The organism is Rothia sp. HMSC065B04, from assembly GCF_001812285.1.
GTDB classification, from domain to species: Bacteria; Actinomycetota; Actinomycetes; order Actinomycetales; family Micrococcaceae; genus Rothia; species Rothia mucilaginosa.
In genome coordinates this window covers 107,315-124,829 of the sequence record NZ_KV808408.1, presented here as the reverse complement: position 1 = coordinate 124,829, position 17,515 = coordinate 107,315, and the positions used below count along the sequence as shown (strand labels likewise).

General features: G+C 61.1%; 12 protein-coding genes and 2 tRNA genes. 2 read left to right on the top strand and 12 right to left on the bottom strand.

All coding sequences use genetic code 11. The features are described from left to right. Positions 1-55: 55 nt before the first annotated feature. The 8 genes from HMPREF2845_RS03945 to HMPREF2845_RS03910 all read right to left on the bottom strand — a co-directional run bounded on the left by HMPREF2845_RS03945 (position 56) and on the right by HMPREF2845_RS03910 (position 8,216). Positions 56-127 (bottom strand) — tRNA-Gln (locus tag HMPREF2845_RS03945). Between the two features lie 522 nt (positions 128-649). Then, positions 650-725: transfer RNA gene (locus tag HMPREF2845_RS03940), tRNA-Gly, on the bottom strand. A 263-nt stretch (positions 726-988) separates the two neighbouring features. Beyond that, entirely contained in the window at positions 989-1,426 is a 438-nt protein-coding gene (locus tag HMPREF2845_RS03935) for a hypothetical protein (protein ID WP_070633945.1), read from the bottom strand. A 2-nt stretch (positions 1,427-1,428) separates the two neighbouring features. Continuing rightward, positions 1,429-2,940 carry a glutamate--tRNA ligase gene (gltX, locus tag HMPREF2845_RS03930; RefSeq protein WP_070633944.1) on the bottom strand — a complete coding sequence of 504 codons (1,512 nt, stop codon included), beginning with the start codon at positions 2,938-2,940 and terminating at the stop codon, positions 1,429-1,431. A 56-nt stretch (positions 2,941-2,996) separates the two neighbouring features. Further along, positions 2,997-3,749 carry a fumarylacetoacetate hydrolase family protein gene (locus tag HMPREF2845_RS03925; RefSeq protein ID WP_005507404.1) on the bottom strand — a complete coding sequence of 251 codons (753 nt, stop codon included), beginning with the start codon at positions 3,747-3,749 and terminating at the stop codon, positions 2,997-2,999. A 295-nt stretch (positions 3,750-4,044) separates the two neighbouring features. Continuing rightward, complete coding sequence (locus tag HMPREF2845_RS03920; RefSeq protein ID WP_070633943.1) at positions 4,045-5,142, bottom strand: branched-chain amino acid aminotransferase; 1,098 nt, start codon at positions 5,140-5,142, stop codon at positions 4,045-4,047. 436 nt (positions 5,143-5,578) lie between these two features. Then, positions 5,579-6,634, bottom strand: a complete 1,056-nt coding sequence (locus tag HMPREF2845_RS03915; protein ID WP_070604534.1) for a 3-isopropylmalate dehydrogenase — start codon at positions 6,632-6,634, stop codon at positions 5,579-5,581. Between the two features lie 211 nt (positions 6,635-6,845). Continuing rightward, positions 6,846-8,216 (bottom strand): hypothetical protein, encoded by a 1,371-nt coding sequence (locus tag HMPREF2845_RS03910; protein WP_049345074.1) that lies wholly within the window; start codon positions 8,214-8,216, stop codon positions 6,846-6,848. A gap of 589 nt (positions 8,217-8,805) precedes the next feature. Between HMPREF2845_RS03910 and HMPREF2845_RS03905 the strand changes: the two genes are divergently transcribed. Then, positions 8,806-10,248, top strand: coding sequence for a histidine kinase (locus tag HMPREF2845_RS03905; RefSeq protein WP_210394521.1), 1,443 nt, complete (start codon positions 8,806-8,808; stop codon positions 10,246-10,248). Positions 10,249-10,289: 41 nt separating this feature from the next. Continuing rightward, positions 10,290-11,138 (top strand): response regulator, encoded by an 849-nt coding sequence (locus HMPREF2845_RS03900; protein WP_070633942.1) that lies wholly within the window; start codon positions 10,290-10,292, stop codon positions 11,136-11,138. A gap of 172 nt (positions 11,139-11,310) precedes the next feature. On the opposite strand, the gene HMPREF2845_RS03895 is transcribed toward HMPREF2845_RS03900, so the two are convergent. From HMPREF2845_RS03895 to metG, 4 genes are all read right to left on the bottom strand, one after another. Further along, on the bottom strand, positions 11,311-11,628 hold the full coding sequence (locus HMPREF2845_RS03895) for a nucleotidyltransferase family protein (protein ID WP_070633941.1): 318 nt from the start codon (positions 11,626-11,628) through the stop codon (positions 11,311-11,313). A gap of 178 nt (positions 11,629-11,806) precedes the next feature. After that, positions 11,807-14,563, bottom strand: coding sequence for an ABC transporter permease (locus tag HMPREF2845_RS03890; protein WP_070633940.1), 2,757 nt, complete (start codon positions 14,561-14,563; stop codon positions 11,807-11,809). A 3-nt stretch (positions 14,564-14,566) separates the two neighbouring features. Then, positions 14,567-15,334 carry an ABC transporter ATP-binding protein gene (locus tag HMPREF2845_RS03885; RefSeq protein WP_005507396.1) on the bottom strand — a complete coding sequence of 256 codons (768 nt, stop codon included), beginning with the start codon at positions 15,332-15,334 and terminating at the stop codon, positions 14,567-14,569. A gap of 351 nt (positions 15,335-15,685) precedes the next feature. Beyond that, positions 15,686-17,230: a methionine--tRNA ligase gene (gene metG / locus HMPREF2845_RS03880; protein ID WP_049349808.1), complete on the bottom strand. Its 1,545-nt coding sequence runs from the start codon at positions 17,228-17,230 to the stop codon at positions 15,686-15,688. Between the last annotated feature and the right edge of the window lie 285 nt (positions 17,231-17,515).

Below are 17,515 nucleotides of genomic sequence, written 5' to 3'. Positions count from 1 at the left end.
GGGCGGAGTACTAGGCCGCTATACGATGGGGCCGCAACCTCCGTTAGGAGGTTAGCTGGGATACCAGGACTCGAACCTAGAACAAAGGAACCAGAAACCTTCGTGTTGCCAATTACACCATATCCCATTACTCTATTGAGTTACCGTTCCGTTCTTCGCCTTTCGGCTTTTCACCGGAACGAGTAATAACTATACGGGTCTTTCTGGGGGCGCGCAAGCCGAAATCTGGAGAGCCGCCTCACATTCACGGTTTTACACCCGCTACTTCCGCGTGTTTCCGGGGTTTTTGGGGTTAAAAAGTTTTTTAAATTTCTTCAAAAAGAAGGTTTTGGGGCCGATTTTCACCCTTCACAGCAGCTCCGAGGTGGCTCGGAGAGCAGTTTTACCCCCTCCCCCGCACGCTTTGCATCCCAAATTTTTTGAAGATTTTTTCCTGCACCACCTCCCGGCAGTCAGGTGACCGGGCAGTCAGGTCGTCAGATAGCCAACGCAGCCCGGCGGCCAACCCACCCAAGCAACCACCTCGAGAAAGATCGCAGGACCCGCTGCCCACGCCTCCAAAACCTAAAACCCCCAGAGACAGCAAATTTCGGAGCCGATAAATTCTGGAGACAACGAAAAAGCCCCGAGGCGAACCTCGGGGCTTGAGTGGAGCGGTTGACGAGACTTGAACTCGCGACATCCACCTTGGCAAGGTGGTGCTCTACCAACTGAGCTACAACCGCATGTTTTCGCTTTGAACTTTTCAGTTCGTCGCAACAACAGGTACTACTATACGAGCCTTTGCCGGGGTGCGCAAACCAAATTCTTGCCATACTCCCCAAAATGGAGCCAGATTCACCCCTATAAAACATACTGACTAGTAGTTTTACAGGAAATACCCATCACAAAAAATATTCTCAAATTTATGAAAAATCCCCTTATCCGCCGGGTTTCTTCAGACCTTTCGGTCGTCTGATTCCCGCTGGATAAGGGGATTCTCTAGAGCTTAGTCGCTGCTACCGCCGGAGTCGCCTCCACCGGAATCTCCGCCGCCAGAGTAGTCGGAGCTGCTGTAGCTGCTGTAGTCCGAGCTGCTGGAGCTGCTGGAGCTTCCGGCGTCGAAGTCGCCCGCGTCCGGGTCGGGGCCCGGGTCCACGAAGTCGTCTTCTTCGTCCGAAGAGTCAGAAGATTCCAAAGAATCAACAACAGACGACGAGGTGCTCACATCGCCGCCGCGAGCCGCGTTCTGCATGGCGCGTGCCTCCAGGAATGCGGTCACGTAGGCGAGCGCCGCGCCGGCAATAATGATGACGACCATCCATACGGAGCGGTCAAAGCCAGCAATGTAGGCAAACACCCAGATAATGCAGGCGTTGGTGAGCGCCATGAGGGTGCCCTTGAACAGCGCCTTGCTGATGATGGATTGGTTATTCGGCTGGCTCATGGTTAGCCCAGTTCAGTTGCAAGCTTGCGCAGGCGTGCGAGGGAGGATTCCTTGCCCAGGATTTCCATGGATTCGAACAGCGGCGGGGAGATACGCTCACCGGACACTGCGATACGCACGGGGCCGAATGCGAGGCGCGGCTTGATTTCCAGGCCGTCGACGATTGCGGCGCGCAGGGCTGCCTCGATGTTGGCGGCGGTGAAGTCCTCGAGGGGCTCCAGAGCCTCGATTGCGGCGGCGAGGACCTGCGGTGCGGATTCCTTGAGCTGCTTGCGGGCGTCGTCCGCCACGGTAATCTCGTCGTCGCTCTTGAAGAGGAATGCGAGCAGGCCGGGTGCTTCGCCGAGCAGCTGCATACGCTCCTGGACGAGGGGTGCAGCTTCGGTGAGGACCTGCTCTTCACGCTCGGTGAGGGTTTCGCCGAGTACGCCTGCGGCCTGCAGGTACGGGATGAGGCGGTCGCGGAAGTCCTTGGGGTCGAGCGCACGGATGTGGTCGCCGTTGATGGACTCTGCCTTCTTCACGTCGAAGCGTGCGGGGTTGGCGACAACGTCGTGTACGTCGAAGTGCTCGACGAGCTCGTCGATGGTGAAGACGTCCTGGTCTGCGGAGAGAGACCAGCCCAGCAGGGACAGGTAGTTCAGCAGGCCTTCCTTGATGAAGCCGGAGTCGCGCAGCAGGAAGAGGTTCGACTCGGGGTCGCGCTTGGAGAGCTTCTTGTTGCCCTGGCCCATGACGTAGGGCAGGTGGCCGAACTCGGGGATGAAGGTGGTCACGCCGGTGTCGATGAGTGCGCGGTAGAGCGCAATCTGACGCGGGGTGGAGGAGAGCAGGTCCTCACCGCGTAGCACGTGGGTGATGCCCATGAGTGCGTCGTCGACGGGGTTCACGAAGGTGTACAGCGGGTCGCCGTTGGAGCGGACGACCACGTAGTCGGGCACGGTACCGGCCTTGAAGGTGATTTCACCGCGAACGAGGTCGTTGAAGGTGATGTCCTCGTCGGGCATGCGCAGACGCCACACGGGCTTACGGCCCTCAGCGCGGTAGGCTTCCTTCTGCTCTTCGGTGAGGTTGCGGTCGTAGTTGTCGTAGCCGAGCTGCGGGTCCTGACCGGCTGCCTTGCGGCGTTCCTTCACCTCGTCGGGGGTGGAGAAGTCTTCGTACACGTAGCCGCCTTCAACGAGCTTTTCGAAGATCTCGTTGTAGATGCCTGCGGTCTTACGCTCGGACTGGCGGTAGGGCTCGTGAGGGCCGCCGACGCCGACGCCTTCGTCCCAGTTGATGCCGAGCCAGTGCAGGGATTCGAGCACCTGGTTGAACGACTCTTCGGAGTCGCGTGCCGCGTCGGTGTCTTCGATTCGGAAGATCAGCTTGCCGCCGGTGTGGCGTGCGTACGCCCAGTTGAAGAGGGCGGTGCGGACCATGCCCACGTGCGGGGTGCCGGTGGGCGAGGGGCAGAAGCGGACGCGGGTGTCTGCGGGGCTGTTGAGTACGGGACCGTGGTATTCGGTCATGATGTCTCCTTGACGGTGTGTTTCAGGATGTACGTTACGTTGTGGGGCGCGGGCGGTTAGTCGCGCACGCGGGTGACGAGGGAGCCGATGCCTTCGACTTCGACCTCTACTTCGTTGCCGTCGCGCAGTACGCTGATGCCGGCGGGGGTGCCGGTGAGCAGTACGTCGCCGGGCAGCAGGGTGAAGATTTCGGAGGCTGCGGCAACCTGCTCGGCTACGGAGTAGTGCATTTCGGAGGTGTTGCCTTCCTGCACGACGTCGCCGTCAACCCAGGTGGTGATGTTCAGCGAGTCGGTGTCCAGGTCGGTTTCAATCCAGGGGCCGAGCGGGGTGGAGCCGTCGAAGCCCTTCGCGCGGGTCCACTGGCGGTCTTCGAGCAGGTCGCGGGCGGTGAGGTCGTTGGCTACGGTGTAGCCGAAGATGACCTCGTGCACGCGCTCGAGCGGCACGGACTTGGCGATACGACCGATAATGACGGCGAGTTCACCTTCTGCGCTGACGGCTTCGGAGTACTCGGGCAGGGTCACGGGGTCGCCGGGGCCAATCACGGTGGTGTTGGGCTTGAGGAAGAACTGCGGGGAGGCGGGCGCCTCGGTTCCAGCCCAGTTTGCGATCGCTCCAATCACCTTGGAGCGGGGAATAATCGGGGCGAGCAGACGCACCTGGTCGATGGGGTAGGTGGTGCCGGTCGGTTCGATACCCGAGTAGAAGGGGTCGCCGGCGAGTACGCGCAGGGTTTCTTCGCCTGCGTCGCCTTCTACCAGCCCGAAGTGGAGCTCATTATTTACGGTAAATCGTGCAATACGCATACTTTCTAGGGTACCAGCCTTCGAGGGTGTGGGCGGCGGGCGGAATTGGCAAGGCAGGTTTTAGCCCGGCGGGGTTCAACACTATTAGGTTCGGCGGGGTGCGCCTCCCCTCCCCTGTCCTCACGCTATCAACGCCGCGCGCAATACTCGCCGAGCACAGCATCACCGGGCACGGCATTTTCCGAGCACCTCATTTTCCGGGCACAGCGAATCCCCGCGGATTGCTCACCGCGCGACGTGCGGGGTCGGGCGGGGGCATCCTGCGGGGATTTCGCGGGTTACGTTAGATTCACGTTTAGATGAGGCGGGTCATCCAGCCGTGGCGGTCCTCAACGGTGCCGAGCTGAATGCCGACGAGCTCTTCGCGCAGGCTCTTGGAGATTTCGCCGAAGTGCTCGGTGGGTGCCGGGATTTCGAAGTCTTCTGCCTTGAGCTTGCCGATGGGTGCGACCACTGCTGCGGTGCCGCAGGCGAAGATTTCGGTGATGTCGCCGTTTGCCACGCCTTCACGCCATTCGGTGAGGGTGATTGCGCGCTCTTCGACGGTCATGCCGCGGTCCTTGGCGAGCTGAATCAGCGAGGAGCGGGTCACGCCCTCCAGGATGGTGCCGGTCAGTTCGGGGGTGACGATCTTGTTTTCCTTGCCGAAGATGAAGAACACGTTCATGCCGCCGAGCTCTTCGATGGCGTCGCCGCGGTGCGGGTCCTTGAAGATAACCTGCTTGCAGCCGTGCTTTTCACCCTCGGTCTGGGCAATCATGGATGCTGCGTAGTTACCGCCGCACTTTGCCGCACCGGTGCCGCCTTCGCCTGCGCGGGCGTAGGTGGTGGAGAGCCAAATGTCCACGGGTTCGGGGGTGCCGAAGTAGTTACCTGCGGGCGAGCCGATCACGTGGTACTGCACGTGGCGTGCGGGGCGAACGCCGAGGAACGCCTCGGTTGCGATCATGAAGGGGCGGAAGTAGAAGGCTTCACCGTCGCCGGTGGGTACCCACTGCTCGTCCATCTTCACGAGTTCACGCAGGGATTCGATGAAGGTCTCTTCGGGCAGTTCGGGCAGGGAGAGGCGGCGTGCGGAGTTCGCGAAGCGTGCCGCGTTCTTCTCGGGGCGGAAGGTCCATACGGAGCCGTCGGCGTGGCGGTAGCCCTTGATACCTTCGAAGATTTCCTGGCCGTAGTGGAACACGGATGCTGCGGGGTCGAGGACGAGCGGGCCGTAGGGGTGAACTCGTGCGTCATACCAGGTGCCGCCGGTCTTGTAGTCACCCTCCCAGTCGATGGTGACCATGTGGTCGCTGAAGTAGTCACCGAAGCCGGGGTTTGCGAGGATTTCGGCGCGGCGTTCGGCGGTGGCGGGTGACTGGTTTGCTTCGTGGCTGAATTCGGTTGCCATCGTTCTGCGTTCCTCTTCGTCTAGTTGCCTCTGTGGGCGTTCTTTGAGTGGCGGTTCTCGCGGCGGGGCGAGGGACCGGTGTGTGCCGCCGGGCGCGTTGTCGTGCGGGGCAGATGGTGCATCTAGCGGTCTGTGCTAGTCGGATGCATCAAAGCTAGTGGTGGAGGGTGTCCACCGCCGAAGTGCCGGGCGGGTGTGCCTGACCTGTTTTAGAGTACCGGAAAGATGAGTTTGCCGCATGCGCACCTTTTCTGCCATTCAAGATGTGAACAAGTGGGATTCGTGCGGGCTTGTTGGAGGTTAGGCATCGGAGATCTCCTCCCCCATCTTTTGTAGCTAGGTACAGGTGAAGCCCGGAAGGTGTGTTCCTTCCGGGCTTCCCTAGCGTTTTTATTCAGCGCTCATGCTGTCATGAGCGAGTTTTAGCCAGCTGAGCTTAGCCGAGGCGTGCGAGCACGTCCGCGCCCACCTGATCGGTTCCGCGTACGCTCGCACCGTTTTCGCGCATATCTGCTTCGACGGCGTCCTCAATGCGGGCTGCGGCTGCATCGTGGCCGAGGTGGCGCAGCAACATCGCACCGGCGAGGATTGCGGCGGTGGGGTTTGCCTTGTTCTGGCGGGCGATGTCCGGTGCGGAGCCGTGAACGGGCTCGAACATGGAGGGGAACTCACCAACGGCGTTGATATTGCCGCTTGCCGCGTAGCCGATACCGCCGGTCACTGCACCTGCGAGGTCGGTGATGATGTCGCCGAAGAGGTTGTCGGTAACAATCACGTCGAAGCGTGCGGGGTCGGTGACCATGAAGATGGTGGTCGCGTCAATGTGCAGGTAGTCGGTCTCGACCTCGGGGAATTCCTTCGCGATTTCGCTGAAGTAGCGGTTGTAGAGGCGGCCAGCGTGGGTGAGCACGTTGGTCTTGTGCACGAGGGTGACCTTCTTGCGGCGGGTTGCGGCAAGCTCGAAAGCGTAGCGTACCAGGCGCTCCACGCCGTGCGCGGTGTTGAGGGAGACCTCGGTGGCGATTTCGTGCGGGGTGCCGCCGCGGATGACGCCGCCGTTGCCAATGTAGGGGCCTTCGGTGCCTTCACGCACGACCACAAAGTCGATGTTGCCGGGGTTGGCGAGCGGGGAGACTGCGCCGGGGTACAGGCGGGAGGGGCGCAGGTTGATGTAGTGGTCGAAGGCGAAGCGCAGCTTGAGGAGCATTTCGCGTTCGATGAGGCCGGAGGGAATCTGACCGCTGCGGGGGTCTGCACCAATGGCGCCGAAGAGGATCGCGTCGTGCTGCTTGAGGGCGTCCATGGTGGAGTCGGGCAGGGTTTCACCGGTTTCCAGCCAGTGCTCGGCGCCGAGCTTGTAGTGGGTGGGGGTTACGGTGATGTTTTCGAGCTCGCAGGCGCGGGTGAGGATGCGCTGGGCTTCGGTAATGATTTCGGGGCCGATGCCGTCGCCGGGGATGACGGCGAGGTCGATGCTACGTGCTTCAGTCATGCCTCTACCCTAATACGCACCACGGGTGGGCGGTAGAGTGTGCGGGCGGGTTCTCAGACTCTGGGCTAGGCAGAGTCTGGGGTAGAGAGTTCCAGGTTAGCTACCGCTCCCCTGCCCCGCCGGTTAAAACAATATTCCCCGGCTGAGTCATCAGCCGGGGAATATTGTTATGAGTTCTCACTCAGTGTGAGAGCCCTAAAGGTCTATGCAATTACGCGGTGCGCTTGCAGAGGGTGACCTTCACGTAGCCGTTGCCACGCTTGCCACGAGCGGTCGGAGCATTGCCTGCGGACTCGATGGAGCCACCGGAAACACCGGGAGCAACGTAGGAGCCACCAGCGCCACCGCCACCACCGAACTGCGAGAAGCCGGTGTTCTGGCGCAGACCGTCGGGGTTGTTGTTCCACTTCTGGGTCAGAACGATTGCGGATGCGGAGGTGGAAGCACCGGAGCCACCGCCACCGTAACCTGCGCCACCACCTGCGGAGATGACGGACTGGTAACCGTTCCAGTTGAAGCCGATGGACTTGTACTCCAGAGCCTTCTTCTCACCGGTTGCCTTCACGGTAACAACTTCCTTGATGGTGCGGTCGTTGTTGTCGATCATGTAGGAGTAGGAGCCCACGCCGTCGCCACCGTTACCCTTGAAGCCGTCGCCACCGTTGTTACCGGACTTGGAGGAGTGGTAGATCTCCTGGTTGTTGGTGGAGGAGTAACCCAGAACGCCGTTGGGGGACTTGCCGGAGGGCAGGTCGGTCTTGGAGCCACCGTTACCACCGATACCTGCGGAGCCACCCTCACCTGCGTTAACAGTGGTGGTGACGGAGGTGTCAGCGGAGTAGGTCAGTGCACCCTGGTTACCTGCGGAACCTGCTGCACCCTCAGCGGAACCACCGGTGGAACCGATGACGGGGTACACGTTGCGCTTTGCACCATCGGGCCACAGGCGACCTGCGTCAACAGCGCCGGGGAAGATGTAGTCGAAGTTGTTGTTAGCGCCACCAGCGTTCACGAAGCCAGCGCCACCGCCACCACCTGCGACTGCAACGGGGGTACCGTTGATCACCAGAGCGGAGGAGCCACCACCGGAAGCGGAGTAGGTAATACGCTTCAGGGTGGAGTTATCGGGCCAGATAGCGTTCACGCTCTGCATGACGCTTGCGGGGATGGGGGTGGGCAGGTTGGAGGAACCGCCGTTACCGTAGCCCTCGCCACCCTCTGCGGGAGTCAGAGGGTTGTTACCGATACCACCGGCTGCGCCGATGAGCTGAACGGTCTGGCCTTCCTTGACCTCGATGATACCGGTGATCTTAGCACCGGAGCCTGCTGCCATATCGTCGTAGTTGGTACCACCAGCACCACCGACGACCTCGAACTTAATCTTGTCGACCAGTGCGGGAACAACGAAAGAAGTGGTGCCCTTAGCACCCGAAGCGTTACCCTCTGCGGTGTAAGCTGCGGTGGACTCCCAATCACAAACGGTAGAGGAAGCGAAAGCGGGAACTGCAGCAGATGCTGCAACAACCGGAGCAGCCCATGCTGCGCCAGCGACAACCTTGCGGCGAGAAATGTTAGTAGACATGTATGTCCTTCGAGAGTGATGTCATTTTGAGGAATAAGAGTTATCACCCGCCGTCGTGCGCGGCAGAAAACATCACTTGAAACAAGTCGAGTGAGTGAGTCGGCTTGAGCCTGACCTCTGGTGATAACGACATAATGCTGTACTCCGCTCCCCTACACAGGGAGTCGCGCTCCAGAACTCTTGGTGTTTAGTTCTGCGAGGTTCTTAGACCTCGGGCGCAGATTTCGGGTACAGCCAAAACTATACCCATCAAGGACCTGTACCGCAATGGTTCCAAATGTGACCCTGATCAGGAGGTTTCCCTTAAACTCTCCGCTTTGATTGAAGGTTTTGCAACCAAAATAGGTTACTTAAGGGAGTTTCAGGTCTCTTAAACCCGAATTGAAACCCCATACAACCCCAAACTCTCAAGTAGTGATTGAATAAATAATCTATAAAAAAGTAATCAAGGTCACTAAAAATAGCTGTTTTTGGCGTGTCATACTCACCCAAGCACACACCCCCACACACAAACCCACAGAATATTCCTGCACGTGAGAGCAAAAAGAGGCTCCCATTCCCTCACAAACACCCTCGATACACTAGAACCATGCCCCTCAAACACACCGAACCCCAGCAGAACCCACAACACAGCACAGAGACAGCCGAATCAGGCCACGCCGTAACGCATACCCGCGGCAGCTCAGAAAGCAACGACCTGCCCGCCGACGCCATCACCGCCTCCAGCCGCGTGCAAAGCTACCTCAGAGACAAACGCGGCTGGATGAACTTCATCGTCGTCGCGCACATGCAGTTCTTCTGCTGCGTACTCTCCGTTGCCTTCATCAACGGCTACGGCTGGATCCCGCTCATCTCCGCGCTCTGCAGCACCACCGCGCTCTACTTCCGCTACCGCTTCCCCTACGGCAGCATCTACGTGGTCATCGCGGCGCTCTGTCTCACCCTCGTGACCCCCTTCCCCGACTCACTCGTCATCACCTGCTACCCGCCGGTCAGCCTCGCCGCCTACCACACCGGCAGGCACTGGACCCGCCGCGCCCGCTTCCGCGCCCTCATCCTCGGCTGGGTCGGCGCACTAGCCGTCACCGTGCAGGCCTCGCTCTCGTTCCTCTACCACTGGGACGACATACCCGCCCGCGTCTTCATCTGCCTGATGCTCGGCGTGCTCTGTGGTTCCATCTTCACCGTCTTCTGGTTCCTCGGCGACTCCCGCCGCATGCGCGAACTCCGCAGTGAGGAATTCAAAGAACGCGCCCGCCGCCTCGAATACGAGCAGGAACAGGAACGCCGCCTCGCCGCGCAGGACGAACGCACCCGCATCGCCCGCGAAATGCACGATATTGTGGCGCACTCGCTCTCCAGCATTATTTCCCAGGCGGACGGGGCACGCTACGCCGCCGCGAGCGCCCGCACCGCACGCGCCCAGCAAACACAACAGGCACAGCAGGCAGAGCAGCAGACTGAACAAGCAGAGCAGCCGGGTCAGGCTCAGCAGCAGAGCGAACCGGATATTGCCGAGCAGACCCTCGAACTCATTGCAGATACGGCACGCGACTCCCTCACCCAGATGCGTTCCCTCCTCGGACTACTCCGCACGGACGAGGCAACCGCCTACGCACCCGTGCCCACCCTCAACGATGTGCCCGCCCTCGTGGAGCAGAGCCGCCGCGCCGGGCTACCCGTCACCTTCACCGGAATCACCGGCACCATGGCGCGCACCCTGCCGCAGGGCGCAGAACTCGCGGCGTACCGCACCGTGCAGGAGGCGCTCACTAACGCGCTCAAGCACTCCCCCGGCGCGGCAACCACCGTCACCATTCACTGGGGTGAGGACGGTCTGCAGTTGTGGGTTCAGAACGGCCCGGTTTCCTCTGCCGCGGCTCAGCACATTGCCCGCCCGGTACCCGGTAGCGGCAACGGTCTGCGCGGCATGAGCGAGCGCATCGCCCTCTACCACGGCACCCTCACCTACGGTCTGCAACCCGACGGCGGCTGGCTCGTTGAGGCGGCGCTGCCCTACCGCGACCTCTAATACCCGTGCCCTCTACTACCTCGTGATCTAGGATTGAAACTATGTACTCTTCTGCACCACAGACTTCTGCACCACAGACCACCCAGCCGATCCGCGTGATGCTCGTTGACGACCAGCGCCTAGTGCGCGGCGGCTTGAGCATGCTCGTCAACTCCCAGCCAGACCTGCAGGTCGTCATGGAAGCTGATGACGGCCTGGCGGCTATTGACGTTTTTGACCGCATGGTGTCTGAAGGGCAGGCGCCGCAGGTCATCCTCATGGACGTGCGCATGCCGCACTGCGACGGCCTGGAGGCGGCGCGCCGCATCCTGGAGCGTGACGGCGAGCGTGAGGTGTCCGAGGATGAGCGGGTGCGCATTATCATGCTCACGACCTTCGATATTGATGAGTACGTGTATTCGGCGGTGCGTGCGGGTGCGAGCGGTTTCTTGTTGAAGGACACCCCGCCCGAGCAGCTGCTGGAAGCGATTCGTACGGTGCACCGCGGCGATGCGGTGATTGCGCCGTCTGCGACTCGCCGCCTGTTGGAGCAGATGATTCCGGTGCTGGACTCCCCCACTCCTGTTGTTCCTACCGCTGAGTCTGTTCCTGCTACTCCCCCGGCTGCTGGTTCTGAGCTTCCTAAGGCGACGTTTATTCCGGCTGAGCATGCAAGCCTTGAGCCTGTGCAGGATTATCCGCATCGTGAGTTGATTGAGCAGTTGTCGCCGCGTGAGTTTGAGGTGCTGGGTTTGATTGCGCGTGGCTTGTCGAATGCGGAGATTACGCGGGAGCTGGTGCTTTCGGAGGCGACGGTGAAGACGCATGTGTCGCATGTGTTGGCGAAGTTGGGGGCGCGTGATCGTGTGCAGGCGGTCATTATGGCGTATGAGGCGGGTATCGCCCACTAGCGCTCCCTTATATAAGGGCACAGCAGAATAGAGAGCACGGCAGACTAGAGGACACAGCGAAGCCCCGGCGGGCGCCTCCTGATCGAGGCACCCTCCGGGGCTCTTTAGTTAAGTAGTTTCTTCTATCTCGTCGATGATTCGTTCAAAGTCGCTCATCAGCTCAGGCAACTTCTTATAGCGGCAACTCCACCATGTCCGGTTCTGCTTCCGCATAGATGCGGGGGCGCAACTGGGTGACCATATCAACGCTACGGCCGGTCAGCTGTTCAATGCGGTGCTGAGCATCCACCATCTGCATGAACTCGTCAAAAGGGGCTGCCCCCGGCATCTGCACCAAAAAATCCAGGTCGCTGGTTTCGGTCAGCTCACTGCGGGCGGCGCTGCCGAAGAGCCGGGCACGGCGCACGCCAGCGTCACGGAGGATCTGAAGAACCTCCGCTTCATGGGGTAGCGTGTACCCGCGACGCAGATTGGGGTGGCTAGTGCTCATACACCCATCATACGCGCAAAGCCATGCTACAGGTCAGCTCCAAGAGTCTGAGAGCACAAGCACGGCAGACTAGAGGACACAGTGAAGCCCCGGCGGGCGCCTCCTGATCGGGGGCACCCTCCGGGGCTTTCTCACGCCGAGTATCCGGAACTACACCGAATACTGTGACTATGCCGGGTTAGCCGCGCATACCCTCAACCGGGGACATGCGAGCCGAACGAGCCGCAGGCAGAGCCGAAGCGAGCATCGCGGCGAGCACACCCACCATGAGGATGACTACGTACCAGACGTACGGCAGGTCAAGCACCAGCGGGGCGCTGGCGCTCGCGGATGCCATCACGATCTTCGCGGAGACCGTGCCGATGACCGTACCGGCAATCATGCCGAGCACCACTGCGGCGAGCGTAATCAGAATCGCCTCAATGGAAATCATACGGCGCAGCTGCTTGCGGGACAGGCCTAGCGAGCGGAGCATCGCGTTCTCGCGGCGGCGTTCGTTGACCGACAGGGTCATCGTGTTCGCCACACCAATGATGGAGATGACCACTGCGAGCATGAGCATCACCAGGGTGAAGGTCAGCATAACGGTCAGCAGCTGGTCGAACGTCTGGCGCTCCTGCAGGCCACCGTTGAATGAGTTGTCCGGGCTGATTCGGTTCAGCGCAGTCTGCAGAGTTGAGCTTTCACTGCTAGTCAGCGGGGAGGCGGCGCGCACCAGAACGACGGTGTCGTTACCGGTTGCCTGGCTGGTGACGGTCAGACGTGCTGCCTTCGTCTGAGCTTCCTGGTCACCGCTGGCGATTGCTTCTTCCATGCGCTTCTGAGCTTCCTCAGCGGCGGGGTTGGCAACCTTCTGCGGGTTCTTGGCGTCCTGCAGCTTGGCGGCGGTGGTCGGGTTGACAATCAGCAGGTTCTGCTTGGTTGCGGACTTGACGGGTTTGAGTTCCACTTCGCCGAGCGGGCCGTGTGCCTTCAGACGGCTGGACTCATTCAATCCAGCGGACTTCCAGAGGCCCTGCGGTACGAGCACGGTGTCATCCGCAAGGTTCGAGTTTTCGCCCGGCAGGATTGCCTTCAAATCGGAGGAGCTCAGCGCCACCAGGTCGGAATTCTGGTTGGCGGTCTGTCCCTCGTACTCGACGGTGTAGTCAACCACACCGGCTGCGTAACCGACGGCGGATGCCTGAACGTTCTTAATACCCTTGACCTTGGAGGCAATTCCCTCCGCCTTGGTCACGGTAGAAGCCGCCTCAGACTGGTCATACGAGCTGTACTTCGCCTGCGCAGAAATCGGGTACTGCTGGTCCAGAGCCTTGACGAACGATGCGCTCAGAACCGTGTAGCCGGTCAGCACAGTCGACACGACCAGGGTGCCGACGAGCACAGCACGGCCGGTGGAGACGGTTCGCTTGGGCGAACGTAGTGCGTTGGCGAGCGCCAGCTTGCCGGTCTGGGTGCGGGTGACCTTACCGAGGGCACGTACCAGCGGGGGCAGTACCAGCGGGGTGAGGAGAAAGACCGCGATACCGAGCAGCAGCGCGGCGAGCATGCCGAGGAAGATCGCGGAGTTACCGTCACGCTCCGTGCTGGTTGCCTTATCGAGAGCAGCCACAACAGCAACCACGCCACCGATGGCGAAGAGCATACCGAAGATCGGGCCGATCTTGCCGGGCTTGCTGACTTCGCGGTTGGTGTGCTCGCTCATCGCGCTGATGGGCGAGATGCGCAGGGCGCTTCGTGCCGGGGAGAGCGACGCCAGAACCGTGACGATGGTGCAGATCAGGGTACTGATAATCACCGGGGTGATTGAGTACGAAATCATGATGGTGGTCAGGTTCGCACCAACCAGCGCGCCAACCGGGTAGGTCAGCAGCGCACCGATGAGGGAGAACACCACGCCCACGGTAATGGATTCGATGAGTAGCATCCGTACAAGGGAGCCGCCGCGGGCGCCGAGGGTGCGCAGCAGAGCCAGCTCACGGATGCGCTGGCCGACCAGCACCGCGAAGGTGTTGGAGATGACGAAGGAGGAAACCAGCAGAGCCAGTGCTGCGAAGGCACCCAGGACCACGCTAATGGAGGTGAAGACCGTGGAGATGGTCTTCTGGTAGTCCTCCAGCAGCTTCTGACCGGTCATGACGCGCGGGTCGTTCTTGGTGTCGCCGCTGCTGAGGGTATCCTGCAGGCTCTTGAGTTTGGCGTCGGTTACGCCGTCCTTGAACTTGAGGTAGATGAGGTTCGCGCCAGCCATGTTCCGGTAGCCTGCCGCGGAGCTCTTGTTTTCTGTCTCGGCTGCTTTCAGGGTGGCTTCGCCGAGGCTGGTGCCGCCAATGAAGACAGCCTGATTGGTGGTGGAGCCTTCAAAACCGGGGTCGAACAGACCGACGACGGTGTATTCGGCGGTCTTGTCAGTACCGGGGGCGCTGACGGATTCTACAACGTCGGTGCTGGTGACCTTGCCGTTCAGCGAGAGGTTGTGCTTCTTCGCGAAGTAGGTAGAGACCATGATTTCGTGGTCGCTACTGGGGATTTTACCCTGCACCTTGTACGGGAAGAGGCTCGAGTCGGCGGGCAGCTGGTTGTACTGCACGGGGGTTTTCTGATCGCCGGTACCGATCGAACCCGTGACGGCGTACTGCACCCAGTAGCCGGAGAGCAGGTCGCTCTTTTCTACTTTCTGAATCTGGTCACGGGTCAGGTAGATAGAGGTGCTGTCTTTACCGTCGCTGGTTGTAGCGGCGGAGGCGACGACCGCCTCGGCGCGGGAGAGCACGTCACCAACGGAGGAGTTGACGGTCGCCTGCAGCGAGTTGGTGAGCATCATAATGGCGGCGATGAAGAAGGATGAGATCGCGATGCCTATGCCCGTGAGGATGTATTTTCCTTTGGAGGCGCGCAGATTGGAGCGCGCCACCGTGTTCAGTGTGGTTGCCACGGCTTATCGACCTTCCAGCTGTGCCATTGCGCCGAGGACGGCGTCGTAGGTGGGTTCGATCATTTCGCCGGCGACCATGCCGTCCTTGATGAAGACCACGCGGTCTGCGTAGGAGGCGGCGTTTGCGTCGTGGGTGACCATGAGGATGGTCTGTGCGTGGTCGGTTGCGGCGGCACGTAGCAGGCGCAGAACCTCGGCGCCGGAGTTGGAGTCGAGGTTACCGGTCGGTTCGTCGGCGAAGACCACTTCGGGGCGTGCGAGCAGGGCGCGCACGATGGCGACGCGCTGCTGCTGACCGCCGGAGAGCTGTTCGGGGCGGTGGTCGAGGCGGGTTTCCAGGCCGAGGGTCTTAACTAGGTAGTCGCGCCACTGCGGGTCGGGCTTCTTACCGGCAAGGCCCAGGGGCAGGTCAATGTTCTGGCCCGCGGTGAGGGTGGGCACCAGGTTGAACGCCTGGAAGATGAAGCCGATGTGTTCGCGGCGGAATTCGGTAAGGGCGTTGTCCTTCAGGCCGAAGAGCTCGGTACCGCCAATACGGATGGAGGTTGCCGGGTTCGGGTCGGGGGTGTCCAGGGTTGCGATGGTCTGCATCAGCGTGGACTTGCCCGAGCCGGAGGGGCCCATAATGGCGGTGAACTTGCCCTGCTCAAAGTCGACGGAGACGTTGTTGAGGGCGTGGACGGTGGCTTCACCCATGCCGTAGGTTTTAGAAAGGTTTCGTGCGGAGACGGCAACCTGTGCCGTCTGTGCGTGAGGAGTTGTCGTAGTCATAGTTCAATTATTTCACGCAGCATGGCGCTGACTACAGGGTTTTTCTCATCCTCCAGGTTGATTTTGGCGGGTGTTCACCGGGTCCTGACCTGCGGATGCGCAGATTCCCCACTCATTCCACGGGCTGAGGTGAGCCTGAGGCGGGCTGGGCGGGGCACCGGCATCATCCTTAAGGATGAGTGGCGGCTCACCCGGCGTTCTCACCCTGCACCCCTACCCCGTACCTCTGCCTCCCATCTCTGCCCGCGCCTACACATATATATGTATGCGAAAAGCCCCCGGCTCCTCCCCCCATTCGGGGTCAGGAAGCCGAGGGCTTTCATACGCTATTCGCTATTGCAGAAGCAGCTGTTATGCCTTGGGTGCTTCGTAGCGGGGGAACACCGGTGCGGGTGCGGGCAGTTCGGTGCCGGGCACGAGTGCGGTGCCGAGGGCTGCGAACTGGCGTGCGTCGCCTTCGGGTACACCGAGCAGGGTCAGCAGCTTGGCGGTCGAGTCGGGCATGACGGGCTGCAGCAGCAGGGCGACCTGGCGTACGACCTCAAGGGTTACGTACAGCACGGTGTTCATGCGGTCGAGTTCGCCGTTCTTGCGCAGGGTCCAGGGTTCCTGTTCTGCGAAGTAGGCGTTGGTGTCTGCGAGGACGGTCCAGATGCGCTCGAGTGCGCGGTGGAATGCCTGCTCGTCGAAGTCTGCACGGACGGGCTCGTAGAGGGCTGCCGCCTGGTCGAGGATCTGGCGGTCGGCTTCGGTGAATTCGCCGTGGGTGGGGACGGCACCGCCGCAGTTCTTGGCGACCATGGACAGGGAACGCTGGGCGAGGTTGCCGAGGTTGTTTGCCAGGTCGGAGTTGATGCGGTTGATGATGGACTCTTCGGAGTAGGAGCCGTCCTGACCGAAGGACACTTCACGCATGAGGAAGAATCGTACGGCGTCCAGGCCGAACGCGTTGACAAGGTTTGCGGGGTCGACGACGTTACCGACGGACTTGGACATCTTCTCGCCGTTGACGAGCAGGAAGCCGTGGCCGAAGACGCGCTTGGGCAGTTCGACTCCGGCGGACCACAGGAATGCGGGCCAGTAGATGGAGTGGAATCGGGTGATGTCCTTACCGATGAGGTGCAGGTCGGCGGGCCAGTACTTGGTGAACAGCTCGTTGTCGGTGTCGGGGTAGCCGAGGCCGGTCAGGTAGTTGGTGAGGGCGTCGACCCACACGTACATGACGTGCTTGTCGTTGCCGGGTACGGGTACGCCCCAGTCGAAGGTGGTGCGGGAGATGGACAGGTCGTTGAGGCCGCCCTTGACGAAGGAGATGAGTTCGTTGCGGCGGGATTCGGGGTAGACGTAGCCTTCGTTGGCGTAGAGTTCGAGGAGCTTGTCGCCGTACTTGGAGAGGCGGAAGAAGTAGGATTCTTCTTCGGTCCATTCGACTTCGGTGCCGGTGGTGATGGCGTAGCGCTGGCCGTCGCGGACTTCGGTTTCGTCTTCTGCGTAGTAGGCTTCGTCGCGTACGGAGTACCAGCCGGCGTACTTGTCGAGGTAGATGTCGCCGTTTTCTTCCATGCGCTTCCAGATTGCCTGGGATGCGACATAGTGGTCGGGGTCGGTGGTGCGGATGAAGCGGTCGTAGCTGATGTTCAGCGCGTCGTTCATTGCTTTGAAGCGTGCGGAGTTCTCGTCGGCGAGTTCCTTAGCGGTCTTACCGAGCTTCTCGGCGGTGGTCTGCATCTTCTGGCCGTGCTCGTCGGTGCCGGTCATGAAGCGCACGTCGAAGCCGTCGAGGCGCTTGAAGCGGGCTAGCACGTCGGCTGCGATGGTTTCGTAGGCATGGCCGATGTGCGGGTTGCCATTGGGGTAGGAGATGGCGGTGGTGATGTAGAACGGAGTTGCAGTCATAACTTTCAGTTTACCGCAGTCTTAGGCTAGGCTCTCACCGGGGTTACACTCTGATACGCGGTGGCTTATTGCTTGTGGGTGGAGGCTGCCACGCCGCATGTTTCCTCCGCGCCACATGCAAAACGCCAAATCACCAAGCAACACACTAAAAGGCGACAGCCCTCCCCCGCACCAGTTCGCTAGGCACGGGGCGCACGCCCAAACCACGAACCACCCGGCGGGATTAGCTCGAGGTTCGGCACCCTCCTCGCTCCTACAGGGGCACCCGCCCTCGCTTCGCTTCGG

Coding starts and splice junctions, on each gene's coding strand:
- gltX (WP_070633944.1), bottom strand. CDS start 2,940: ATGACCGAATACCACGGTCCCGTACTCAACAGCCCCGCAGACACCCGC.
- metG (WP_049349808.1), bottom strand. CDS start 17,230: ATGACTGCAACTCCGTTCTACATCACCACCGCCATCTCCTACCCCAAT.
- HMPREF2845_RS03910 (WP_049345074.1), bottom strand. CDS start 8,216: ATGTCTACTAACATTTCTCGCCGCAAGGTTGTCGCTGGCGCAGCATGG.
- HMPREF2845_RS03920 (WP_070633943.1), bottom strand. CDS start 5,142: ATGGCAACCGAATTCAGCCACGAAGCAAACCAGTCACCCGCCACCGCC.
- HMPREF2845_RS03900 (WP_070633942.1), top strand. CDS start 10,290: ATGTACTCTTCTGCACCACAGACTTCTGCACCACAGACCACCCAGCCG.
- HMPREF2845_RS03895 (WP_070633941.1), bottom strand. CDS start 11,628: ATGAGCACTAGCCACCCCAATCTGCGTCGCGGGTACACGCTACCCCAT.
- HMPREF2845_RS03925 (WP_005507404.1), bottom strand. CDS start 3,749: ATGCGTATTGCACGATTTACCGTAAATAATGAGCTCCACTTCGGGCTG.
- HMPREF2845_RS03885 (WP_005507396.1), bottom strand. CDS start 15,334: ATGACTACGACAACTCCTCACGCACAGACGGCACAGGTTGCCGTCTCC.
- HMPREF2845_RS03915 (WP_070604534.1), bottom strand. CDS start 6,634: ATGACTGAAGCACGTAGCATCGACCTCGCCGTCATCCCCGGCGACGGC.
- HMPREF2845_RS03905 (WP_210394521.1), top strand. CDS start 8,806: ATGCCCCTCAAACACACCGAACCCCAGCAGAACCCACAACACAGCACA.
- HMPREF2845_RS03935 (WP_070633945.1), bottom strand. CDS start 1,426: ATGAGCCAGCCGAATAACCAATCCATCATCAGCAAGGCGCTGTTCAAG.